This window comes from Mesorhizobium sp. WSM4829, from assembly GCF_055811475.1.
Window position 1 is genome coordinate 1 of record NZ_JBVVQJ010000028.1, and the last position, 22042, is coordinate 22042.

At 63.3% G+C, this 22042-nt stretch carries 21 protein-coding genes; 15 read left to right on the forward strand and 6 right to left on the reverse strand.

Going from position 1 to position 22042, the window contains the following annotated elements; genetic code table 11:
* Nucleotides 1-99: 99 nt before the first annotated feature.
* On the reverse strand, nucleotides 100-495 hold the full coding sequence (locus AC0L17_RS23715; RefSeq protein ID WP_023761257.1) for an acyl-CoA thioesterase: 396 nt from the start codon (nucleotides 493-495) through the stop codon (nucleotides 100-102).
* A 202-nt stretch (nucleotides 496-697) separates the two neighbouring features.
* Between AC0L17_RS23715 and AC0L17_RS23720 the strand changes: the two genes are divergently transcribed.
* From AC0L17_RS23720 to AC0L17_RS23730, 3 genes are all read left to right on the forward strand, one after another.
* Nucleotides 698-1177: a GNAT family N-acetyltransferase gene (locus AC0L17_RS23720; protein WP_473517599.1), complete on the forward strand. Its 480-nt coding sequence runs from the start codon at nucleotides 698-700 to the stop codon at nucleotides 1175-1177.
* A gap of 162 nt (nucleotides 1178-1339) precedes the next feature.
* The gene (locus AC0L17_RS23725; RefSeq protein ID WP_473517655.1) at nucleotides 1340-2956 is read left to right on the forward strand and encodes a GMC family oxidoreductase; all 1617 of its coding nucleotides are present in this window, start codon (nucleotides 1340-1342) and stop codon (nucleotides 2954-2956) included.
* On the forward strand, nucleotides 2953-4164 hold the full coding sequence (locus AC0L17_RS23730; protein ID WP_473517600.1) for a mandelate racemase/muconate lactonizing enzyme family protein: 1212 nt from the start codon (nucleotides 2953-2955) through the stop codon (nucleotides 4162-4164). Before AC0L17_RS23725 ends, AC0L17_RS23730 begins: the two co-directional genes overlap by 4 nt.
* A 140-nt stretch (nucleotides 4165-4304) precedes the next feature.
* Here the strand turns inward: AC0L17_RS23730 and AC0L17_RS23735 are convergent, their stop codons facing one another.
* The 3 genes from AC0L17_RS23735 to AC0L17_RS23745 form a co-directional block, all read right to left on the reverse strand.
* On the reverse strand, nucleotides 4305-5243 hold the full coding sequence (locus AC0L17_RS23735) for a diacylglycerol/lipid kinase family protein (protein ID WP_473517601.1): 939 nt from the start codon (nucleotides 5241-5243) through the stop codon (nucleotides 4305-4307).
* A 708-nt stretch (nucleotides 5244-5951) separates the two neighbouring features.
* Complete coding sequence (locus AC0L17_RS23740; RefSeq protein ID WP_473517602.1) at nucleotides 5952-6911, reverse strand: hypothetical protein; 960 nt, start codon at nucleotides 6909-6911, stop codon at nucleotides 5952-5954.
* A gap of 115 nt (nucleotides 6912-7026) precedes the next feature.
* A complete protein-coding gene (locus AC0L17_RS23745; protein WP_473517603.1) occupies nucleotides 7027-8124 on the reverse strand; it encodes a CapA family protein in 1098 nt (365 codons plus the stop codon).
* A 154-nt stretch (nucleotides 8125-8278) separates the two neighbouring features.
* Between AC0L17_RS23745 and AC0L17_RS23750 the strand changes: the two genes are divergently transcribed.
* The 8 genes from AC0L17_RS23750 (at nucleotide 8279) to AC0L17_RS23785 (ending at nucleotide 17147) form a co-directional block, all read left to right on the forward strand.
* Nucleotides 8279-9532, forward strand: a complete 1254-nt coding sequence (locus tag AC0L17_RS23750) for a hypothetical protein (protein WP_473517604.1) — start codon at nucleotides 8279-8281, stop codon at nucleotides 9530-9532.
* A gap of 111 nt (nucleotides 9533-9643) precedes the next feature.
* Entirely contained in the window at nucleotides 9644-12856 is a 3213-nt protein-coding gene (uvrB, locus tag AC0L17_RS23755) for an excinuclease ABC subunit UvrB (RefSeq protein WP_473517605.1), read from the forward strand.
* A 601-nt stretch (nucleotides 12857-13457) separates the two neighbouring features.
* Nucleotides 13458-14987, forward strand: a complete 1530-nt coding sequence (locus AC0L17_RS23760) for an ABC-F family ATP-binding cassette domain-containing protein (RefSeq protein WP_473517606.1) — start codon at nucleotides 13458-13460, stop codon at nucleotides 14985-14987.
* 225 nt (nucleotides 14988-15212) lie between these two features.
* A complete protein-coding gene (locus AC0L17_RS23765; RefSeq protein ID WP_473517607.1) occupies nucleotides 15213-15494 on the forward strand; it encodes a type II toxin-antitoxin system RelE/ParE family toxin in 282 nt (93 codons plus the stop codon).
* Between the two features lie 85 nt (nucleotides 15495-15579).
* Entirely contained in the window at nucleotides 15580-15876 is a 297-nt protein-coding gene (locus AC0L17_RS23770) for a HigA family addiction module antitoxin (RefSeq protein ID WP_473517608.1), read from the forward strand.
* A 128-nt stretch (nucleotides 15877-16004) separates the two neighbouring features.
* Nucleotides 16005-16178 carry a hypothetical protein gene (locus AC0L17_RS23775; RefSeq protein ID WP_164547136.1) on the forward strand — a complete coding sequence of 58 codons (174 nt, stop codon included), beginning with the start codon at nucleotides 16005-16007 and terminating at the stop codon, nucleotides 16176-16178.
* Between the two features lie 127 nt (nucleotides 16179-16305).
* Nucleotides 16306-16734, forward strand: coding sequence for a VOC family protein (locus AC0L17_RS23780; RefSeq protein WP_473517609.1), 429 nt, complete (start codon nucleotides 16306-16308; stop codon nucleotides 16732-16734).
* Nucleotides 16735-16793: 59 nt separating this feature from the next.
* Nucleotides 16794-17147: a DUF1428 domain-containing protein gene (locus AC0L17_RS23785; protein ID WP_023799862.1), complete on the forward strand. Its 354-nt coding sequence runs from the start codon at nucleotides 16794-16796 to the stop codon at nucleotides 17145-17147.
* A gap of 7 nt (nucleotides 17148-17154) precedes the next feature.
* Here the strand turns inward: AC0L17_RS23785 and AC0L17_RS23790 are convergent, their stop codons facing one another.
* Nucleotides 17155-18789 (reverse strand): tetratricopeptide repeat-containing sulfotransferase family protein, encoded by a 1635-nt coding sequence (locus tag AC0L17_RS23790; protein WP_473517610.1) that lies wholly within the window; start codon nucleotides 18787-18789, stop codon nucleotides 17155-17157.
* A gap of 195 nt (nucleotides 18790-18984) precedes the next feature.
* Complete coding sequence (locus tag AC0L17_RS23795; protein ID WP_473508332.1) at nucleotides 18985-19179, reverse strand: hypothetical protein; 195 nt, start codon at nucleotides 19177-19179, stop codon at nucleotides 18985-18987.
* Between the two features lie 382 nt (nucleotides 19180-19561).
* On the opposite strand from AC0L17_RS23795, the gene AC0L17_RS23800 reads away from it, so the two are divergent.
* From AC0L17_RS23800 to AC0L17_RS23815, 4 genes are all read left to right on the forward strand, one after another.
* Entirely contained in the window at nucleotides 19562-19828 is a 267-nt protein-coding gene (locus AC0L17_RS23800) for a hypothetical protein (protein WP_473517611.1), read from the forward strand.
* A complete protein-coding gene (locus AC0L17_RS23805; RefSeq protein ID WP_287220151.1) occupies nucleotides 19825-20073 on the forward strand; it encodes a hypothetical protein in 249 nt (82 codons plus the stop codon). The genes AC0L17_RS23800 and AC0L17_RS23805 overlap by 4 nt, the downstream gene beginning before the upstream one ends.
* A gap of 50 nt (nucleotides 20074-20123) precedes the next feature.
* Nucleotides 20124-20261, forward strand: a complete 138-nt coding sequence (locus AC0L17_RS23810; RefSeq protein WP_167366538.1) for a hypothetical protein — start codon at nucleotides 20124-20126, stop codon at nucleotides 20259-20261.
* A gap of 170 nt (nucleotides 20262-20431) precedes the next feature.
* On the forward strand, nucleotides 20432-21985 hold the full coding sequence (locus AC0L17_RS23815) for an EAL domain-containing protein (protein WP_473517612.1): 1554 nt from the start codon (nucleotides 20432-20434) through the stop codon (nucleotides 21983-21985).
* The last annotated feature ends 57 nt before the right edge of the window (nucleotides 21986-22042 follow it).

Here is a 22042-nt window from a genome sequence, read left to right on the forward strand (position 1 = left end):
CGATCGATCATCCGAATCATCTCCCTCTCTTCCTTGCCCACGGAATCACCAATCCGATTCTGTGCAAAGCCCTCACAAGGGGAGAAGGGAAGTCAGAACTCAGCCCTCCGCCGGAACGGCCTTCGGCTTTCCTTCGCCGTCCAGCGCCACCATGACGAAGTCGGCGTGGGTGACCTTCTCCATCAGGTCGGAGAGGTAGCGCTGCGCCCATGCCTCGACCTTGAGCGTCATCGAGGTGCGGCCGACGCGCTCGACATGCGTATAGATGCACAGCGTGTCGCCGATCTTCATCGCCTTGGCGAACGACATTTCCTTCACCGCCGCCGTCACCACGCGGCCCTTGGCACGCTCGGCGGCGCGGATGCCGCAGGCCAGATCCATCTGCGCCATCACCCAGCCGCCAAAAATGTCGCCCGCCGCATTGGCGTCCGAAGGCATGGCCAAGGTCCTGAGCGTCAGATCGCCAATCGGCCGCCCGTCCGCGTAATGCACCATGCGCCAAATCCCCTCGATATCGATCTTCTCCCGTATCGGGATGGCACCGATGCGTCAACGCGCTGCCAGGTGCTAGACTGCGCACAGCGAGTTGAGAAAGGCAGCTGACATGAAACTTACCTCTCGCCCTCTGACGTCAGATCTATGGCCCGCGCTCGAGGAGCTGTTCGGTGAGAGCGCCGTCTGCAGTCGCTGTTGGTGTATGTACGGGCGGATCGGCAGTTCTTATCGAAAGCGACCAGGCGAGGAAAACAAGGCTGCGTTCCGACAAGCCGTCGAGCATGGTCCGCCTCCAGGCGTACTCGCTTTCGACGGCGCTACTGCTGTCGGCTGGTGTCAGGTGACGCCCAGAGATGCCGTGCCCTGGCTCGATCGGCTGTGGCAGCTCAAGCGAGTGGATGATGCGCCGGTCTGGTCCTTGTCCTGCCTCTACGTGCGAAAAAAATACCGCCGGCAAGGCATCACATCCCACCTGATCGCAGCGGCGCTGCAAGCTGCAAGGCGCGCCAACGCCCCTGCACTCGAGGCCTATCCTTTTGATGCCGACGTATCGCCGAGCGCTTCCGGCAGTGGATACGCCTCCACCTTCGCTCGCGCCGGGTTCAGGGTCGTCGCTCGCAGGGTGCCAGCCCGCCCGATCATGCGTTATGATTTCACGCAAAATGCTGATGATGGCGTGTAATGCTGGACCGCTTGGCCACGCGGCAAATGCCGCTTCGGGCAGGACACCAACTGCAAATGAATTGCCGGTCGCTTTTTTCACAGGCGATGCCGGAAGCTCCGGTAATCGCGGCGGCTTGCGGCGTCTAGGTTGAGCGAGAATTCGGAGCCGGCCGCAGCCATCATGCAGACCTATGATTTCATCATTGTTGGCTCCGGCTCGGCCGGCTCGGTTGTGGCCGAAAGACTGTCGGCTTCCGGCCGCTTCTCGGTTCTGGTGCTCGAGGCCGGCGGCAGCGACCGGCGTTTCTACGTCCAGATGCCGCTCGGCTACGGCAAGACCTTCTTCGACCCTGCGGTCAACTGGAACTACAAGACCGAGCCGGACCCCGGCCTCGCCGGCAATATCGACCACTGGCCGCGCGGCAAGCTGCTCGGCGGCTCGAGCTCGATCAACGCCATGGTCTGGATCCGCGGCGCGCGCGAAGATTTCGACGCTTGGGCAGCGGCCGGCAATCCCGGCTGGGGCTTCGACGACCTGCTGCCCGTCTTCAAGGCGCTGGAGGACAATCAGGCCGGCGCCGATCAATGGCGCGGCGTTGGCGGTCCGCTGCATATCACCGACTGCTCGACCGCAGTCCATCCGCTGACCAAGCGCTATCTGGCGGCCGCCAATCAGGCCGGCCTGCCGTTCAATCCGGATTTCAACGGCGCCTCCCAGGAGGGCGCCGGCATCTATCAGATCACCACCAAGAACGGCCGCCGCATGTCGGCCGCCCGCGCCTTCCTGCGCCCGGCGATGAAGCGAAAAAATGTCCGCGTCGAGATGAACGCGCTGGCGACCAGGATCCTGTTCGAGGGCAAGCGCGCCGTTGGCATCGAGTACCTGCAGAACGGTGAGACGAAAACCGCCCGCGCCGGCCGCGAGATCATCCTGTCGGGCGGCTCGATCAACTCGCCGCAATTGCTGCAGCTCTCCGGGGTCGGCCCGTCAGCCCAGCTCGGCACGCTCGGCATTGCCGTCGTCCACGCCAATGAGAATGTCGGGGCAAACCTGCAGGACCATGTCGGCATCAACTACACCTTCAGGGGCAGGCTGCCGACGCTCAACCAGATCCTGCGACCGTGGTGGGGCAAGCTCATGGTCGGCATGCAATACATGCTGATGCGCTCCGGCCCGCTGTCGCTGTCGATGAACAATGCCGGCGGCTTCTTCCGCACCGACCCGGCCGCGGCACGGCCCAACATGCAGCTCTATTTCCAGGCATTCTCGACCGTCATTCCGAAGAGCGGCGAGCGCCCGATCCTGACGCCCGATCCGTGGCCGGGCTTTTCCATCGGCCTGTCCAACTGCCGCCCGTCGAGCCGCGGCGAGATCATGATCCGCTCCGCCAATCCGCGTGATTATCCGAAGATCGTCGCCAACGCCTTTTCGACCGAGGCTGATGTCGCCGAGATGCTGGCGGCAGTGAAGTTCATCCGGAAGATCGCCGCCATGCCGGCAATGGCCGAGATCATCGAGGAAGAGGTGTTGCCGGGCCCGTCGATCACCTCCGACGCGGATATCATCCAGGATTTCAGAAAGCGCTCGGGCACCGTTTACCACCCGGTCTCGACCTGCCGCATGGGATCGGACGCTACCGCCGCCGTCGTCGACCCGCGCCTGCGGGTTCACGGCCTCGCCGGCTTGCGGGTCATCGACGCCTCGATCTTTCCCGATAACATCACCGGCAACACCAATGCCGCCGCGATCATGACCGGATGGAAGGGCGCCGAACTGGTTCTGGAGGATCAAAAATGAAAATCACCGACGTCAAGACATGGGTTGTCGGCAATCCGCCGCCCGGCATCGGCGGCAAGTATTTCATCTTCGTCAAGCTCACCACCGACGGCGGCGTCGTCGGCTATGGCGAGGCCTACAACGCCACCTTCTCGGCCCATATCACCGCAAGAATGATCGAGGACATGGCCGAGCGCTATCTGATCGGCCGCGATCCGCACGACATCGAGAACTTCTTCCGCCGCGCCTATTCGTCGGGCTTCACCCAGCGCCCGGACGTGTCCGGCATGGGCTGTTTTTCGGCGCTCGAAATCGCCTGCTGGGATATTATCGGCAAGGAGGCCGGCAAGCCGGTCTACAAGCTGCTCGGCGGCCAGGTGAACGAAACGCTGCGTTCCTATACCTATCTCTATCCGCACAGCGGCAGCGTCCATTCGGAAGATGCGCGCGGCAAGAACGTCTACAATGACCCCGGCCTGGCGGCCGAATGCGCGCTTGAATATGTCGAGCAGGGTTTTAATGCCGTCAAGCTCGATCCGGCCGGCCCCTACACCGCCTTTGACGGTCACCAGCCGCGTCTCGTCGACATTGATCTCTCCGCCCGCATGATCAAGGCTATCCGCGAGGCGGTCGGCACAAGGGCCGACATCCTGTTCGGCACGCATGGCCAGTTCACCGCATCGGGCGCGCTGCGCATGGCCCGCGCCATCGAACCCTACGACCCGCTGTGGTTCGAGGAGCCGGTGCCGCCCGACATGCCCGAAGTGATGGCGCAGGTGGCGCGCGGCACGTCGATCCCGATCGCCACCGGCGAACGGCTCACGACCAAGTTCGAGTTTGCCCGCGTCATCGAGAACCGCGCCGCGACCATTCTGCAGCCCGACCTCGGCCGCTCCGGCGGCATTCTCGAAACCAAGAAGATCGCCGCCATGGCCGAGGCCTATCACATCCAGGTCGCCCCGCACTGCTATTGCGGGCCGATCGTCGGCGCGGCCAACATCCAGCTTGCCGTGACCTTGCCCAATTTCCTCATCCTGGAATCGCTGAAGCAGTGGGACGGTTTTCACGAAAAACTGCTGAAGAAGAAGATCGAGTGGCAGGACGGCAACGTCATTCCGTCGAAGGAGCCGGGCCTTGGCGTCGAGCTCGACGAAGCCGTCTGCGAAGCGCATCCCTGGACCGGCACGGAGCTGCATTTGCAGATGATGCAGACGCCGTTGACGCCGTGAGCGCGCGCAAGAGATGCGACCGGGTTTCCCGGCCAGGATCAAGCTCTGGCGTCAGGTAATTGTCGCGCGATTCCAGCATGTTGGCCTGGTCGCCTAAATCACGATCGAAGCGACCGGAACCAAGGTATCAACAGCTTGATTCAATACCTCAGCGTCAGCGCGCCGGGCAGGATCTCGAAGGTCGCCGGTATGCGCCCCGGCGACTCGCCGTCTATGTCGACCAGCGCGCCGTTCTTTTGCACATCGCCGAGCGGTTCGACAACGACTTTCCTGCCGCGCAAAATGGTGATTGCCGGATGGTTGCGATGCCGGCCGCCATAGAGCAGACGGATATCCCAGATCAGTTTCAGCTTGCCAGCCGCGCGCAGGATGACGATGTCGAACTGACCGTCGTCCAGTTCGGCATCCGGCGCGATCATCATGCCGGCGCCGAAGAATTTTCCGTTGGCCACCGCCACCAGCGCGACGCGCGCCTCGACCGGGACGCCATCGTCGATGGTGATCAAGACGTCCTGGAATCGGTAGCGCATGAATTCCCACACGGTGCGCCAATAGAACAGCGCCTTGGCCAACACATTGCCCTTGCGCTTGTCGGCGTTGACCGCGCGGTCGGTGGCGCCCGACAGGCCGAGGCTGGCGATGTTGATGAAATGGCGGCTGGCCAGGGCGCCATGGTCGTCGACATAGGAGATGCGGCCGGCATCGACCCGGCGGGCCTTGGCCTCGGCGATGCGCTTCAGCGTCAGGTCGACCTCACCAGACAGGCCGAGCCCGCGGGCGAAATCGATGCCGGCGCCGCAAGGCAGCAGGCCGAGCTCGGCCGTCCGGCGGCTTTCCGCAAACGCCTGCAGCAGCCCATCGGCAACTTCGCTGGCGGTGCCGTCGCCGCCCGCCGCGATCACCAGGTCGCAGCCGCTGGCGGCAAGGACCAACGCCAGCCTTTCGGCGTCGCCGGTCGCCTGCGTCTCGCGCAGCTCGAAATCGCCGAAATGTTTCCTGAGCGAAGCGCTGACCTCGGGCCAATGCCGCTTGAGCCAGCCGCCGCCGGCAATCGGATTGAGAACCACCCCGACCTTCAAGAATGTCCTCCCAAGGACAGCAACGACACTGCCGTCCTAAAATCCTTCGCCGGCATTGAAGCCCGCGCCGCAGTGTCGGGCAAGGGCAGAATCCTGCAGCTCGCCGCAGGATGGGCGTGCCCGCCCCGCATCTCGGCAAAATAAACGCGCCGATGCGGGCCCTGGTCCCCGATAATCCCGCTATCCACAGGCTCGCAACCGTTTCCCCGAACGCTTATCTCCCGTACATTAAACCCATCTCAGGCGGCTACCGATTGCCAAGTCGAAAGGCAAAGCGAAACGGCGGATTTCCTGAGGCCCGTACGGCCCCGAACGCAGGCTTGCCTGTTTTGAGGACCGAGACTACGGGGCCGCGGAAAGCGTGCGAACGCCTACGGCGGACCGATGCTGCCATGAAGGACGGCAAAAACCTTCGATGGCGCGCTGGACGAAGCTTGCAAGGGTGGAGACTGGCGAGGTCCCGAACGGACGCTGCCCTCGGGCGGTGACTGGCAGGACCGTCAACATCAAGGCCGGCATGGCGCGACGTCTTTACGGAAGTTGCTGCCGCGACCGTGTCCTGATCTGACAGGGAGGCGCTGGGAGAAATCCCGGCGCCGACTGTTTTTTGGGCTTCTCTCGCGATTTGACCGCCTGTCTCACGCGGTTCGACCGGAGCGAAGCTTCCTGGTGTTGATTCAGAAGCTGGCAGCAGACCTCTAGTGCGGGCTAACCCGCCGCCGCGTCATTTGCGCCGATCTTGCGCACCAGCGCCGCCGTCGCCAGCATCGCCCCCATGTCTGATATCATAGGCGCGACATGCTTGGCGTAGTCGAGCGGCACCGAGATATCGGGCAGGTCGAAAAAATTCCTCGTCTGCGGCAGGAGTAAAAATCCGTCGCTGCCATTGAGCGCGACCCGCGCCGGATCATCAGGCCATGTCTCCTTGAGCCATGTCAGTGCCTGCGCCAGCCGGCCGCTCACCAGCGGCTGCGCCGCTTCGATGTTGTCGCTGCGGAAGTCGTAGGCGGCATCGAGCTCGGGCACCCCGCATGACAATTCCTGCATCCTGCTGGCGAACATGCCGCGGAAGAACCCGACGGCCAATTCAGTCCGGCGCGCCGCCACCAATATGCCGGGGAACGGCACCATGGTCCCGAAGGCAACGATGATCCCGTTGAATGCTATCGTGCCGCCCGTGCCTTGCCGGAGATCGGCTTCGTAAAGCTCGAACGGAAATCCCTCGTAGCGGCCGGAGACGATGTCGTCGAAGCGTTTGGTGTTGAACGTGCCGATCGTCTCGCGCGGCAGCCGGTCGAACGAGTTCGGTGTCACCTCATGCTCGTAGCGCAGGTCCCTGATGAAGCCGAAGATGATCGGCAGCAGCGTCTTGCGGTGCTGCAACCTGCTCGCCGGCTTGTTCGCCTGGAAATAGAGCAGGATCGCCGCCACCAACCCGACGACATAGAGCAACACATGCGGCGTCGAGAGCCATTGCTCGTAGGGATCGGCGATCCTGTTGAAAAGCCAGGCGACAAGCGCCACGAACACCAGCACCAGTCCGATGAACAGCGGCACCCGCCAGCGGACTTGCCGGTAGGCCGAAGCCCTTTCGGCCTCGTAGGCCGCCAGTTTGCTCTTGATGCCGGCGATGTCAGCTTCATCAGGCATGAAATCCGCTGCTTCCATCGCCATCCCACCGTCGAAAACCTGTGCGCTGCATGATAGCCGCTTTTAGGGGAAAGTCGCGTGCCGGGTGGGCGGTGATCCCTTCTCCCCTTGTGTTCCAGGGAACGCCAACGCCTCATTTCTTCCAGCACTCCTCATCCGTCTTGGCGCTGCGCGCCAATCCACCTTCTCCCACAAGGGGAGAAGGCAAGATCGCTTTCCACCGATTTTCGACTTTGCTGCGCATTCGGTCCTCCAGCTCCTCGACCGGAACCAGCCGCTCATGGTTGCCGGCGCGCAGCCGCATGAACGGATGCAGCCGGTAGGCGGCAATGGCGCCACGCGTGCCGGCGTCGGCGCTGATATCGACGGACAGGATGCTACCGATGCGGCCGGGCCATGGCTGGCGCGCAAAGGCGGTGCCGAGGAAATCGCCGAGCCCATAGGCGACGAGCGCCTTGCCGATCCGCTCCACCGGCTGCACGACATGGGCATGATGGCCAGCGATCAGCCCGACGCCCCGCGCGGCCAAACGCCGGGCCAGCACGCGCGTTTCAGCCTGCGGAAAATGCCGGAACTCCCAATCCCAATGTGGCACGGCGCAGGTAAGGTCGACGGCGTCGCGGCGCGGCCATCGTGCCGGCTCGCCTTGCATCGACACTCGGCCGGCGAACGCCGCCGCGCCGGCGTTGCGCCACAGTGTGAAGGCGGCGAAGCCTATTGTCAGCGGCCCGACTGCGACGCGTTCGACCGGACCGGCGGCCGCGGTACCGATGCTGCGGATGCCAAGCCGTTCCAGCGCTGCCACGGTCTCGTCAAAACCCTCGACGCCCTGGTCGAGCACATGGTTGTTGGCGAGCGACAGCACCAGTTTCTCACGCGAGATGCCTACTGACGCCAACGCCTCGGCAAGGAACCGCTCGGTCATGGCATGACGGGTGCCAAGCTTCGTGCCCATCGCCGCGCTCGGTCGCTCCACCACCGGGCTTTCGCAATTGCCGATCACCAGATCGGCGGAGGCGAGCAGCGTGGCGATCGCCGGGTCGCATTGCGGCGCGCTGCGATTGGCCACCGCCGAGATATCGCCGACAAAGGCGAGCCGCACCGTCCGCGCCGGTGGCGGCTCGATCATGATTCCTGCCGCTGGCGCAAAGCCTTGGCGATCGCCGCTGAGCGAAGGCTTCAAGAAGCGTGGCAGCCAGGACAATTTGTAGGAAAGCGGATAATTCGACACGCGCAGCCTGCACCGGGATGAATGGCCACGGTAGACGATGCGCCCGATATAGCGAAGCGCCTCCGTTCGCAATCGTGCGGCCAGAAGCCCGCAGTAGGCGCAACACACAAGATGCGTATATGGTTGCCGCCGAACGGCATACCGGAGGACCAAGATGACGCGATTTTCGAGCCTGCTGGCATCCGCCCTTCTTCTGCTGCTGCCGGTTGCTTCCACCGGTGCCGCGGCCGCCGAACCGGCCGCCCTGTTCGAGGCAAAAACCGTAGCCGACCGCGACAGCACGCTTGCTGCGCTGGAAGCCGCCGCGCCCACTGATCCTGCGTCGGCCTACGCCGCCGGTGCCGGTCAGTTCTTCACCGCGCTGGAGATCCTGGCCGGCGGCCTGCACCGCCACGGTTTCGAAAGCCCGCAATCCTTCATGCTGCCGCTGATGCGGCTGCCGGTGCCGAACAATCCCAATCCCGCGCCACTGACCTACGACGGCTTCCGCGCCATCCTGGTCGCCTTCCGCGATCGGCTGGAAAAGTCCGCCGCCACGCTTGGATCCGTGCCTGCCGATGCCGACATCGGCATCGAGGTCGACCTCACCCGTCTCGGCATCGACCTCAACGAGGACGGCCAGATCGCGCCGGACGAAAGTGCCGCCGCGATCATGGCGTCCCTGTCACGCGGCGGCGGTGCGCCAGACCCGGCCGCACCCGCCCTCACCTTCCGCTTCGACCGCGCCGATGGCTACTGGCTGCAGGGCTATGCCGAATTCCTGATGGCGCAGGCGGATTTCTGGCTGGCGCATGACTTCAGCAACGCCTTCGACGGCTCGTTCCACATGCTGTTTCCGCGCGCAAAACTGCCGCTGCAGGACACGCTCGTGCCGCCGGACGGCGGCATGAGCGGCGGCATGTTGTCGGCCGAGTGGCGCATCGCCGACTTCATCTCGCTGGTTCATCTGGTCAATTGGCCGGTGGTCGAGCCGGAGCGCCGCCAGGCGGCGCGCCGCCACCTCATGGAAATGATCCGGCTGTCCCGCGAAGACTGGAAGGCGATCCGCGCCGAGACCGACAACGACCGTGAATGGCTGCCCGGCCCGCAACAGAAAGGCGCCAGCCCGCTCACCGGCCTGGAAGTCGGCGAGGAGCAGGTCCAGGCCTGGCACGCCGCGCTTGACATGGCCGAGGACCTGCTCGAAGGCCGCACCTTGCTGCCGCATTTCCGCTTCGCCGACAAAGGCATCAACATGAAGCGCTTCTTCGACGAGCCAAAGCCCTTCGACCTGGTGCTGTCGATCACCGGCCCGGCCATCGCGCCCTATCTCGACAGCGGAAAGATCCTCACCAGCGAAGAGTTCGACCAGATCCGGCGCCAGTTCGGCGGCGCCGGGTTTTTGACCTTTGCGCTGTGGTTCAACTGAGGGCGCGTTCGACATCGCTCCTGACACCCTTGTGTCAGCAGCCTGGTTTCCTCTCGCGCCCCTGGCCACTCCGCTCTTTCCATTTTGGCCGATACCTCCCATATTCGGGGCATGGCCAAACTTCCTGACAAAAAGACGCCGCCGCCGGCGCGTGACGATCGTGCTTCGCCGCCCAAGCGGCGCAGCCCGTTGACCGATTTCCTCGATGCGTCGGAGCCATTGCACAAGGGTGGCTTTGCCGAGGCGCCGCAGACCGAATTCTCAGGCACGCCGCTGACCGGCTCGATCGCCGATTGGGCCGAGCAGATCGAGCAGGAAGCCGAAAAGGAAGGGCGCCAAGTCTCCCCCCTTGAGGGGGAGATGTCGCCGAAGGCGACAGAGGGGGTCGGCAAAGGAGGCGCTCAACATGAGGGCACGTCGAGCCCGGCCGCACCGACCCCACCCGGCGGTTCCGCCGCCACCCTCCCCTCAAGGGGGAGGGAAGTCGCCAAGGCGAAAAAGATCCCCGAACGCTCCTCCTCTCCGGGCCGCACGGCGCGCGGCACCTCCATGGGCGGCGCGGCTTCAGCGCGGGAGCGAACCGCGGCCGGCCTCAATCCGGTTGCCGGCCTCGATGTTTCGCTGGAGGAAGCCGAGACCATGGCCTCCGGCGGCGTCACCGCCACCGTGGCGGCGCTGTCGGCGCTGATCGAGTCCGGCAACCCGCTGCACAAGGACGGCGTGCTGTGGACGCCGCATCGCCCAGCCCGGCCCGAAAAATCCGAAGGCGGCATTGCCATCAAGATGGTGTCGGATTTCGAGCCGGCCGGCGACCAGCCGACGGCGATCAAGGACCTTGTCGAGGGCGTCAACGACAACGACCGCACCCAAGTGCTGCTCGGCGTCACCGGCTCGGGAAAAACCTTCACCATGGCCAAGGTGATCGAGGAGACGCAGCGCCCTGCCTTGATCCTCGCCCCCAACAAGACGCTGGCCGCGCAGCTTTATTCCGAATTCAAGAAATTCTTCCCGGAGAATGCCGTCGAGTATTTCGTCTCCTATTACGACTACTACCAGCCGGAAGCCTATGTGCCGCGGACGGATACCTTCATCGAAAAGGAATCGTCGATCAACGAGCAGATCGATCGCATGCGCCATTCGGCGACGCGCTCGCTGCTGGAGCGCGACGACGTCATCATCGTCGCCTCGGTGTCCTGCATCTACGGTATCGGCTCGGTCGAGACCTACACGGCGATGACCTTCCAGATGCAGATCGGCGACCGGCTCGACCAGCGCGCGCTACTCGCCGATCTCGTCGCGCAGCAATACAAGCGGCAGGATATCAATTTCGTCCGCGGCTCGTTCCGCGTGCGCGGCGACACGATCGAGATTTTTCCGGCCCACTTGGAAGACCGCGCCTGGCGTATTTCGCTGTTCGGCGACGAGATCGAGGCGATCACCGAGTTCGATCCGCTGACCGGCCAGAAGACCGGCGAATTGAAGAGCGTCAAGATCTACGCCAATTCGCACTATGTGACGCCGCGCCCGACCTTGAATCAGGCTATCAAGTCGATCAAGGAAGAGCTCAAGCAGCGGCTGGTCGAACTCGAGCGCGCCGGACGCCTGCTCGAGGCGCAGCGGCTGGAGCAGCGCAGCCGCTTCGACCTCGAGATGCTGGAAGCCACCGGCTCCTGCGCTGGCATCGAGAACTATTCGCGCTATCTCACCGGCCGCCAGCCGGGCGATCCGCCGCCGACCCTGTTCGAGTACATCCCCGACAATGCGCTGGTCTTCATCGACGAAAGCCACGTCACCATCCCACAGATCGGCGGCATGTATCGCGGCGACTTTCGCCGCAAGGCGACGCTGGCCGAGTACGGTTTCCGCCTGCCGTCCTGCATGGACAACCGGCCGCTGCGTTTCGAGGAATGGGACGCGATGCGCCCGCTTTCGGTCGCGGTTTCGGCGACGCCCGGCGCCTGGGAGATGGAGCAGTCCGGCGGCGTCTTTGCCGAGCAGGTCATCCGCCCGACCGGCCTGATCGATCCGCCGGTCGAGGTGCGCCCGGCCAAGACCCAGGTCGACGACGTCGTCGGCGAAATCCGCGAAACGACGAAGGCCGGCTACCGCACGCTGGTCACCGTGCTGACCAAGCGCATGGCCGAGGACCTGACCGAATATCTGCACGAGCAGGGCATTCGCGTCCGCTACATGCACTCCGACATCGACACGCTGGAGCGCATCGAGATCCTGCGCGATCTGCGCCTTGGCGCCTTCGACGTGCTGGTCGGCATCAACCTTTTGCGCGAAGGCCTCGACATCCCCGAATGCGGCTTCGTCGCTATTCTCGATGCCGACAAGGAGGGTTTTTTGCGCTCCGAAACCTCACTGATCCAGACCATCGGCCGTGCCGCCCGAAACGTCGACGGCAAGGTCATTCTCTACGCCGACCAGATCACCGGCTCGATGGAGCGGGCGATGGCCGAGACCAACCGCCGTCGCGAAAAGCAGATGGAGTGGAACGCGGCCAACGGCATCACCCCGGAATCGGTCAAGTCGCGCATCTCCGACATCCTGGACTCGGTCTACGAAAAGGACCACGTCCGCGCCGACATCTCGCAGTTCACCGACAGCGCCGGCGCGATGATGGGCAACAATCTGAAAGCCCATCTCGACGCGATGGACAAGCAGATGCGCGACGCCGCCGCCAATCTCGACTTCGAGAAGGCGGCCCGCATCCGCGACGAGATCAAGCGGCTGCGCGAGATGGAACTGTCCATCTCCGACGATCCGCTGGCCAAATATGCCGATATGGAAAGCCCGGTTTCGGGCCGCGAAAAGGGCAAGCACAACGAGGGCCGCGCCATCCACCGCACGGTGGACGATGACGGCAAGGGTCTGTTCCGCAAGCCCGCACTCGACGAGATGGGCGCCGACGGCGCCGTGCCAGTCAAGAAGCCGCTCTTCGCAAAACCCTCGCTCGACGCCATGGGTCCGGGCACCGACATGCCGACTCCCGCCGGGGCGCTGTCGCGCTCGCTGTTCAAGAAACAGTCGGCCGAAGAGGCCCACGGCTCCGATTTCGGCATCCCTGGCGATTCAACCAAGCCGCTGTTCAAGAAGAACTCGCTCGACGAGATGACGGTGCGACGCACGGAAAAACCGGTCGAAGGCAAAGTGCCAGCCAAGCCACAGCCGATCTCCCCACCTGTGGGTGCGCAGGAACGCGACGGTTCGGCCAAGCCAGTTGTCCGCCAGCGCGCCGGCATCGGCTCCTACGAAGATCCAGCCGATGCCCGCCGTGAAAAGCGCCGGCCGGGTAAGACGGGCAGGCCGGGACGGTAGAGGCAGGCATTTGCTTCAAATTTGCGCTGCCGACCACGTTCCAGCGTTGATGATTGGCGAAGCCCAAGCGACATCCGATCTCCCCCCTTGCGGGGGAGATGTCCGGCAGGACAGAGGGGGGTGGGAAGGATCGCCAACGTCCGATTTCAACAGTTCCCAACCGGAATCAGCCTGGGCGGTGTTGACCGCAATTGTGTGACAAGCCGAGGGACAGCACCCCCCTCTGCCCTGCCGGGCATCTCCCCCGCAAAGGGGGAGATCGGCAGCTTCGCCGACAGTGCCTGCTCGGCGCCGTCGCTTGTCTGAAGGCCTATTGGCGGTGCCCCATTGCCATCGGCCCCTCCCTTGGTGTAGCCAGTTCTACAACTCGAACGTCTTGAAAGGAGGGCTGCGTGCATATCGACCACCACCGTCAGCGCGGCCCTGTCCCTGCCCTGCGAGCTTGCTTGCAGGGCTGACCAGAGACGGTCCGGGTTCTCCCGCTTCGATTTTCTTGGTCCTGCCCTTCGTGGTGCTGCAACGCCGAGCCTGATGGCCAGCCTGCGCACCGTCAAAGTGCATCGAACCGGACCTTTATTCCGGGCAGACCAGAGAAACCAACATGGCCCTGATCAGCCTCAAGTCCCTCGGCGTCACCATGAGTGCGCCGCTCTTTTCCAACCTTGACCTCAGCATCGGCACCGGCGACCGGCTCGGCATCGTCGCCGCCAACGGCCGCGGCAAGTCCACCTTGCTGAAGTGCCTGACCGGCGAGATGGAGCCGACATCCGGCGACATCACCCGCACGCGCGGCCTGCGCGTCGGCCATGTCGAGCAAGCCATTCCCGCAGCATTGGCCGAGCACGGCTTTCAGCAGGTGGTGGCCGACGCCTTGCCGGCCGAGCAGGCCGAAAGCGAGCAATGGCGCGTCGATGTCGTTCTCGATTCACTCGACGTGCCGCAGCCGATGCGCGAGCGGCCGATGCGGGCCTTGAGCGGCGGCTGGCAAAGACTGGCGCTGATCGCCCGCGTCTGGGTCACCGATCCCGATGTGCTGCTTCTCGACGAGCCGACCAACCACCTTGACCTTGCCAAGATCAGCCAGCTCGAAACCTGGCTGAACGCACTGCCGCGCGAGGTGCCGGTGGTGATCGCCAGCCACGATCGGGCTTTCCTCGACGCAACGACCAACCGGACGCTGTTCCTGCGCCCCGAGCAGTCGCCGGTATTTTCGTTGCCCTATTCGCGGGCGCGCGATGCGTTGAGCGAAGTCGACACCTCGACCGAGCGCAAGTTCCAGCGCGACATGAAGGTGGCGCAACAATTGCGCCGGCAGGCGGCCAAGCTCAACAACATCGGCATCAATTCGGGCAGCGACCTTTTGACGGTCAAGACCAAGCAGCTCAGCCAGCGCGCCCAGCGCCTCGAGGAGGTCGCAGCACCGGCGCACCGCGAAAAATCGGCGGGCGCGATAAAGCTCGCCAATCGCGGCACCCATGCCAAGGTGCTGATCACGCTCGACGACGTGGCGGTCGAAACGCCTGACGGCACGCTGCTGTTCAGGACCGGCAAGCGCCACATCTGCCAAGGCGACCGCATCGTGCTGCTCGGCCGCAACGGCGTCGGCAAGTCGCGGCTGATCAGCCTGATCAGAAATGCCGTCGTCGAGCCGGAGACGGCAACACAAGGCGTGAAGGTGACGCCGTCGACGGTGCTCGGCTACAGCGACCAGGCATTGTCGGGCATCAGCGGCGACGACACGCCGCTGGCGATGCTCTCGCGCAGATTCGATGTCGGCGAGCAGCGCGCCCGCTCGCTGCTCGCGGGCGCAGGCGTCCGCATCGACATGCAGGAGCGCAGGATCGGCGTGCTGTCGGGCGGACAGAAGGCGCGGCTGATGATGCTGGCGCTCAGGCTTGCCAATCCCAACTTCTACCTACTTGATGAGCCGACCAACCATCTCGACGTCGACGGCCAGGAGGCGCTGGAGGCAGAATTGCTCGGCCATCAGGCGAGCTGCGTGCTGGCATCGCACGACCGCTCCTTCATCAGGGCGATCGGCAACCGTTTCTGGCTGATCGAGAAGCGGCGCCTGGCCGAGATCGACAGCCCGGAAGACTTCTTCCGGAAGGTCGCCGAGACGGCAGGTTGAGTCTTTTGGCACAATGTCTGGCAGATGCGATCTGACTACGAAGGGCCGCTGAGCGGCCCTGCTGAATAGCCGTCATAGGTAGAGCAACAACGCTCGGATGGAGACACACAGTTTGACGTTCCGACCCGCCAGCCTTCAGTTCGCCAAAATTACGTATCATTTTATGATACGTAGCCTTGACTTCCGAAGCGTATCATGTGATGGTACGTTGCCCGGAGACGGCAGATGATCCGTTCGTTCAAGGACAAGACCAGCGAGGCGGTTTCGAAAGGCAAGGGCCCGAAAGGCTTCCCCTCTGATCTTGTTCGTTCGGCTCAGCGCAAGTTGTTCATGATCGACAACGCCGCCGAACCAGCGGACCTGAGGACGCCGCCTGGCAACAGGCTTGAACCGCTGAAAGGCAATCGTGCCGGTCAGCATTCAATCCGCATCAACGATCAGTTCCGCGTCTGCTTTCGGTGGGTGGACGGTCAAGCAGAGGATGTCGAAATCACCGACTATCACTAGGGCTCGATACCACGATGCACGACGCATAATCATCGCATTCCTTGGCAATTAACCGTTGTCAACCGCTCACTGCCAGGAGCCTATAATGTTGCACTTTGACACCCCGATCCATCCCGGAGAGATCCTTCGAGAGGAATTTCTTGTTCCGCTTCGTCTGAAGCCTTACACGCTGGCCAAAAAGCTGCATGTTCCGCGCACGCGCATCGAGCGCCTAGCCAGCGAGACGACACCGGTAACTCCCGACACCGCGCTGCGCCTTGCCAAGTTCTTCGGAACAACGCCGCAGTTTTGGATGAACATGCAGTCCAGTTACGATCTCGCGGTAGAGGGCGAAGCCAAGAAGGCCGAACTCGACGCAATCGAGCGGATGGAAGCTGCTTGAGATCATCGACGGTGGAGTGAATCCGGTCCTGCGGCAAAAAATTCCAGCGGTCTGTCGGATCGTCGCCGCGCGCCACGTCCTTGGGACGCCGACACGGTGATGCCGGCACCAATCGAGGAGAGAGCATCATGTCCATTCTGTCATCCGTAGGTCGCATCGCGACCCGTTACTCAGCGGCGCGCGCCCGCTACCGCAGCGAGCGTGCCATCCTTTCGTTGCCGATCGAACTGCGCAAAGACATCGGCTGGCCGGAAATCGTCATCGACGCACAGAACAGCCCGCGGATTGGCCTGGCTCCTTGACAAGGGGGCTCCTTGACAAGGGCGGCCGTCGCACGCTCGGCATCAAAAAAACAGCATCGGCCATGTAGGATCGCCGCTGCCTCATTCGTCCTGTGGTTCGCAACGCCCAACCAAAGAGGAGCAAGACATGAACGATCAGCCCCAGACCCAGCCTGCCGCGAAAGTCCTCGGCGGATTGACGCCCTACCTTCAACTGGACGGCGCCTTCAAGACTTCGGAATTCTATCAGAAGGCGTTCGGCGCCGAGCAGGTGTTCTTCTACCCGCCGGACGAGCAGGGCCGGACGATGCACATCCATCTCCACATCAACGGTTCGACCTTGATGATTTCCGACTTCTATCCCGAGCACGGAATGGCCCCGGTGAAGCCGCAGGGCTTCACCATGCAGCTGCATCTCGGCAGCGACGACATCGACGCTTGGTGGCAGCGCGCCATCGATGCCGGTTGCAAGGTCGGCACCCCGCTGCAGGTGATGTTCTGGGGCGATCGCTGGGGTCAGTTGACTGATCCCTTCGGCGTGGAGTGGGCGATGAACGCGCCTGTAAAGGCAGCGTAGCGCCTTCTTTCCTTCTCCCCTTGCGGGAGAAGGAAAATCCAACTCAAGGAGAACCCACAATGTCCTATGTTGATGGTTTCGTTCTCGCCGTACCCAAGGCGAATCTCGATGCCTACAAGAAAATGGCGCAGCTGGGCGGCACCGTCTGGATGGAGCATGGCGCGCTCGCCTATGTCGAGTGCATTGGCGACGACGTGCCCTATGGCGAAATGACCTCGTTCCCGCGCGCCGTGCAGGCCAAGGACGACGAGATCGTCGTCTTCTCGTGGGTCGTCTATGAATCGCGGCAGAGCCGCGATGCGGTGATGGCCAAGGTCATGGCCGATGAGCGGCTGAAGTCCGACTGGTCGGCGATGCCGTTCGACGGCAAGCGCATGATCTTCGGCGGCTTTCAGCCCTTCATTGAGTTGTAGGCCCGCATTACGCCAGCCGGTCGAGCAGCGGCTTGAGCCGGTCGCCATAGCGCTTCCACAGATCGACCGAGCCCTGGTACATCGGCTGGCGCACCTGCGCCGCCGACGCCGTGCGCACCGGCCGGTCGGTCTCGTGGAACGACAGCACTGCATCGTCCCATGGCAGGCCGAGATAGGCGATCAGCGCCCGCGTCTGCGCTTCCTGGTCGGCAACGAAATCCTCGTAGCGCACATCATGCACGACATCAGGCAGAACGGTGCGCCAATGCGCCATGATGTCGGTGTAGAGATTGTGGAAATCGGCAAGCTCGCCGAGGTCGTAGCCGTAGCGGTGGCTGTCGCCGCGGAAATGCACCTTGTAGATCGACAGGCAGGTCGCCGCCGCGTCGCGCGCGCAATGGACGATCTTGGCCTTGGGCAGCATCAGATGAATGAAGCCGACCAAAAGGAAATTGCCGGGCATCTTGTCGGTGACATGCCGGAAACCCGGATAGCGGGCGTGCAGCAGGTCCAGATAGGCCTGGCCTGCCTCGGCAAAGGCTTTGTCGGGCAGGTCGGCGATCCCGCTGGGGAAACCGCCCTTCATACCAGGCGGAAACTGTTTTCCCACCGCCGTCTTCAAAATGCCGAGCTCGCCCGCGCCATAGACTTGGCGGTGGCTGGCGATGATCTGCTCGACAAGCGTGGTGCCGGAGCGCGGCATGCCGACGACGAAGATCGGCGTGTCGTCGGCAATCCCGCTCGGTCTGTGCTTGTCGAAGAAGGCCTTGTCGAACACCGCCTTCATCGTTTCGAATTCGGCGCGTGTCTTGTCCGCATCATAGTCGATGCCCATGCGGCGGATGGCATTGCCTTCGGCGAAATAATCGAAGGCACGGCCATAATCCTTGAGATCGTCATTAGCCTTGCCGAGGCCGAACGAAAGCTGCATGCGCGCAAGGCTGCCGTCCGGCGCCTTGGCGTGCTGCGCCTCCATCCCGGCAAGCTCGGCGTCACGCTCCTGCTGGCGCTTGACCTGGGTGAGCATCAGCCAGGCCCTGGCCATGCCGGGATCGACCGCCAGCGCCTGCCGGAAATGCTCCGCTGCCTCTGCGAGGCTGCCCTTCTCCATCAGCCCGACGCCCAGCCCGTGCAGCAGGTCGGCGTCCTTCGGCCGAATTGCCAATGCTTCGCGGAAGACGGCGAGCGCCTCGTCGAGCCGCCCAGCCTCCTGCAGCGTCTCGGCAAGCCCGATGCGGGCGCGGACATGGAACGGATTGCGGCCGATGGTGCCGCGATAGATCTCCTCCGCGCCCTCGAACTGGCCGAGTTGCTTCAGCGAGGAGCCGAGATTGTCGCGCGCCGCGAGTTGCTCCGGCCGGATTGCCACCGCGCCACGGAAGAAATCGACGGCTGCACCGACACGGCCGAGGTCGCGCATCACCGTGCCGAGATTGTTGAGGAAATCTGGATTCTTGGGTTGCAGGCGCACCGACTGTTCGAGGAGATCAAGTCCTTCGGCGCTGCGCCCGGTCTGGTGCAGCAGCAAACCGAGGAAATGTGCTGCCGCCGCATGATTGGCCTTTTGCGCCAGCACCTGCCGGTAGAGCATCTCGGCTTCCTGCCGGCGCCCCGCCTGATGCAATTGCAGTGCCTGCTGCACGCGCTGGTCGAGCCCCAGCGGCGGCTGTCCGCCTGAGCCGAAATTGCCGCCCGCGCCTGCCGGTCTTCTCGGATCTCTGTTGATGGGAAACCTGCCGTGTTTTGTCCGCCTGCCGCGATCTAAGCCATCGGCGCGGCAGGTTCAAGGGTTCGCAGGCCAGCTTGCCGGAAATCCTGGGTTCATGGGCCGGCCGTGTCAGATCAGGCGGTTGGTCTCCGCAACCTGTCTGGCCCGCCGCAGCGTGCCGTCGGTATCGGCGATCCTGCGCCTTGCTGCCTCGTCACTTCGTATCGTCAGCCGTGCCGACACGACTTTCGCAGGCCCGGCGACCTGCTTGACAATCGGCTGGATGGTTACGGTCGAACCATCAGGTGTTTTCACGGAAAACATGATTTTTCCTTTCAGATGTAAATAAAAATCGATGCCGGGATGAATTTTTCCGGCACGATCTCAAACAATTCTTGTGAAGTTTCCGGACCGTATCACCATTTCCCAAATAGCCCTAGAAAAGTAAATTTACGACGAGGTCGGCGACGGGCGGGAATCTTCTTGAATAAACCGCATTTTGGGATTAGTGAATTGACATCGTTTTTTGGGCCAAGCTTGGCATCTCGCGGCGTCAGAAGTTCTCGACCCGCCAAACTCATTCCAGATCGCCGATACCCAAATTGCCGATACCCAAATTGCCGAACAGGGACCCACGACCTTAGGTCCCGGTGCCGCGAAGCGGGCACCATCTTGTCGGATCCAAGACGCACTTCGAGGCACGAGAATGTCTGGCCGAACTACCTATTCCATCGCGCATTTCGAGGCACCCTTCATGGTTGGCGGCCTGGAAGGACAATTGCCGGCCGGCGACTACGACATCGACCACGATGAGGAGCTTGTCGATGGCATCTCGTGGCTTGCCTGGCGCCGTGTCGCCACATTCATCCACCTGCCGGCAAGGACGGTGAAAAGCCAGACCAGCCAATTGGTCGCCATCGACTTCGCCGAACTCGAAACCGCGCTGAGGCGCGACCAGGAGAATGCCGCATGATCCGCTTCCAGCAGAACGCGCGCCCGCGCACCGACACGCCTGCGCATCTTTTCGCGATCGGCCAGACCGTTCGCATGAAGAGCCGCACCGGCCTTGTTCAGAAGACCGCCGAGCTGTTCCAGATCAAAAGCAGGCTGCCGGTCAAGGACGGCTCGCCGCAATACCGCATCCGCAGCGACGAGGAGACCCATGAGCGGGTCACCACGGAAGACAATCTCGAAGTGGCCGACGATCCGAACGGCTAGCCGCCCATCAACCGTCGCCACCATGTTCATCAATCACGGGGGACCAGGAAATGGCCAAGGGTCAACAGCGCAGCAACCGCGAGACACGCAAGCCCAAGAAGGACAAGACGGCGGCAAAACCGGTCTCGCCCTTCGGCTCGGCTGTCAAGCAGGCGGAAGCCGGTTTGAAACCGAAGTCCAAGGGCTAGCGGCGGACGGATGAGCAGCCCTGCATTCATCCAGCCATCGCGGGCCGGATTAAAGATCACGTAATTTCGAAGCCCTATAAGGTCCGCTGGAACCGGGCCCGATCCACGGTTGGCTGCCTGGCGGGCCGCGCGCGAAATCGTCGCTCGCAGCCGAAGGCAGGGAGGCGCACATGGACAGGTCGCGCATCATCGTGACTGCGGTGGTGCTGGCCCTGGTCGGGGCGATAGTACCCATCGCGGCGATGTTCCACTTTTCATGGGTCCTGGCGGTTCAAGAAGAACACGAGCGGCTGGAGCTGTTCGCCAACCGCGCGATCGCCAGGGCCAGCATATCCCTCAAGGATGCAGCCGGCGCGTTGCGGGAGATCGACCGGTTCACCGGCGACCGCTGTTCGGTGGACCACATTGCCCGCATGCGGCGGCTCACCATCAACACGCGCTCGATCGAAGAAATGGGCTATTTCGAAAACGGCCTGCTCAAATGCACATCCTGGGGACCGACCGAAGGAAGCGTTGCGCAAGCCGCACCGGATTTCACCGCTGCAGACGGCGTTGCCGTCACTGCCCGGATACGGCCCCTGGCCAACCAGGACCATCCGCTGATGGCCCTGCAGTACAAGCGCCATAACGTCCTTATCGACCCCCTGCGCTTTGTCGACATCGTCGTCGATCCCGACGTTCAGCTTGCCCTGGCGACAAACACGGGCGTCCTGCTCAGCGCGCTGAACGGGCCTGATCCTGCCCGCATCGGCAAGATCATCGCCGACCCGGGCAAAGGCCTGGATGACGGTCATCTGTTTGCCGCGGTGCGCGGGACGGACTGGATCGCCGTCGCCACCGAACCGGAAAGCCAGATTGTCGACAGCGTGCGCAGGCGGCAATTGCTGTTGCTTCCCCTCGGCGCTTTCATCGCCGCCTTCATCATCGGCATGGTTGTCTGGCTGTCACGGCGGCGGCTGTCGCCGCTTGGAGAATTGCAGATTGCCGTGCGCAAGCACGAGTTTATCGTCCACTATCAGCCGATCGTCGCGCTCAGGACAGGCAATTGCGTGGGTGCCGAAGCGCTGGTGCGCTGGAGACGACCCGACGGCTCGCTGGTCCGGCCCGATCTTTTCGTCCCGCTGGCCGAAGAGAGCGGCCTGATCGCGGCAATCACCGACCAGATCATCGCCCTTGTTGTTTTGGACCTGAAAAAACTTCTTGTCGCCAATCGTTCGCTCCACATCGCGATCAATCTCAGCCCGGCGGACGTCAGAACGGCAAGGGTCCTTCCGGTCATCGAAAAGGCCCTGCAGCACACCGGAATTCAGCCTCGGCAGATCTGGCTGGAGGCGACGGAGCGCGGTTTCGTCGACGTCGATTCAGCGCGTTCGACCGTCATTCGCGCCCGCGAGCTTGGCCATGCGGTAGCAATCGACGACTTCGGCACAGGCTATTCGAGCCTGTCCCATCTCGAGGGCCTGCCGCTCGATGCGCTGAAGATCGACAAGTCGTTCATCGACACGATCGCTACGGATTCCGCCACCAGTTCCGTCACGCCGCATATCATCGACATGGCCAAGACGCTGAAGCTGAAGATCATTGCCGAGGGCGTGGAGACGCAGGCACAGGTCGACTATCTGATGGAACGCGACGTCGACTATGGTCAGGGTTGGTTGTTTGCCAAACCTATGCCCGCGGCCGAGTTCATCGCCTATTGCCGCAGGGCGGGGCTGCCGGCGTAGAGGCAAGAGCCGCCAGCTGCCGTCGCGCGGCTGCGCCCAGTTGGTGGATGAGCCTCC

What these genes read in the sequence shown, in the direction of transcription:
- AC0L17_RS23760 (WP_473517606.1), top strand. Translation starts at nt 13,458, where the DNA reads ATGGCCCTGATCAGCCTCAAGTCCCTCGGCGTCACCATGAGTGCGCCG.
- AC0L17_RS23780 (WP_473517609.1), top strand. Translation starts at nt 16,306, where the DNA reads ATGAACGATCAGCCCCAGACCCAGCCTGCCGCGAAAGTCCTCGGCGGA.
- AC0L17_RS23795 (WP_473508332.1), bottom strand. Translation starts at nt 19,179, where the DNA reads ATGTTTTCCGTGAAAACACCTGATGGTTCGACCGTAACCATCCAGCCG.
- AC0L17_RS23805 (WP_287220151.1), top strand. Translation starts at nt 19,825, where the DNA reads ATGATCCGCTTCCAGCAGAACGCGCGCCCGCGCACCGACACGCCTGCG.
- AC0L17_RS23715 (WP_023761257.1), bottom strand. Translation starts at nt 495, where the DNA reads ATGGTGCATTACGCGGACGGGCGGCCGATTGGCGATCTGACGCTCAGG.
- AC0L17_RS23810 (WP_167366538.1), top strand. Translation starts at nt 20,124, where the DNA reads ATGGCCAAGGGTCAACAGCGCAGCAACCGCGAGACACGCAAGCCCAAG.
- AC0L17_RS23815 (WP_473517612.1), top strand. Translation starts at nt 20,432, where the DNA reads ATGGACAGGTCGCGCATCATCGTGACTGCGGTGGTGCTGGCCCTGGTC.
- AC0L17_RS23770 (WP_473517608.1), top strand. Translation starts at nt 15,580, where the DNA reads ATGTTGCACTTTGACACCCCGATCCATCCCGGAGAGATCCTTCGAGAG.
- AC0L17_RS23730 (WP_473517600.1), top strand. Translation starts at nt 2,953, where the DNA reads ATGAAAATCACCGACGTCAAGACATGGGTTGTCGGCAATCCGCCGCCC.
- AC0L17_RS23740 (WP_473517602.1), bottom strand. Translation starts at nt 6,911, where the DNA reads ATGGAAGCAGCGGATTTCATGCCTGATGAAGCTGACATCGCCGGCATC.
- uvrB (WP_473517605.1), top strand. Translation starts at nt 9,644, where the DNA reads ATGGCCAAACTTCCTGACAAAAAGACGCCGCCGCCGGCGCGTGACGAT.
- AC0L17_RS23800 (WP_473517611.1), top strand. Translation starts at nt 19,562, where the DNA reads ATGTCTGGCCGAACTACCTATTCCATCGCGCATTTCGAGGCACCCTTC.
- AC0L17_RS23725 (WP_473517655.1), top strand. Translation starts at nt 1,340, where the DNA reads ATGCAGACCTATGATTTCATCATTGTTGGCTCCGGCTCGGCCGGCTCG.
- AC0L17_RS23775 (WP_164547136.1), top strand. Translation starts at nt 16,005, where the DNA reads ATGTCCATTCTGTCATCCGTAGGTCGCATCGCGACCCGTTACTCAGCG.
- AC0L17_RS23785 (WP_023799862.1), top strand. Translation starts at nt 16,794, where the DNA reads ATGTCCTATGTTGATGGTTTCGTTCTCGCCGTACCCAAGGCGAATCTC.
- AC0L17_RS23750 (WP_473517604.1), top strand. Translation starts at nt 8,279, where the DNA reads ATGACGCGATTTTCGAGCCTGCTGGCATCCGCCCTTCTTCTGCTGCTG.
- AC0L17_RS23765 (WP_473517607.1), top strand. Translation starts at nt 15,213, where the DNA reads ATGATCCGTTCGTTCAAGGACAAGACCAGCGAGGCGGTTTCGAAAGGC.
- AC0L17_RS23720 (WP_473517599.1), top strand. Translation starts at nt 698, where the DNA reads ATGTACGGGCGGATCGGCAGTTCTTATCGAAAGCGACCAGGCGAGGAA.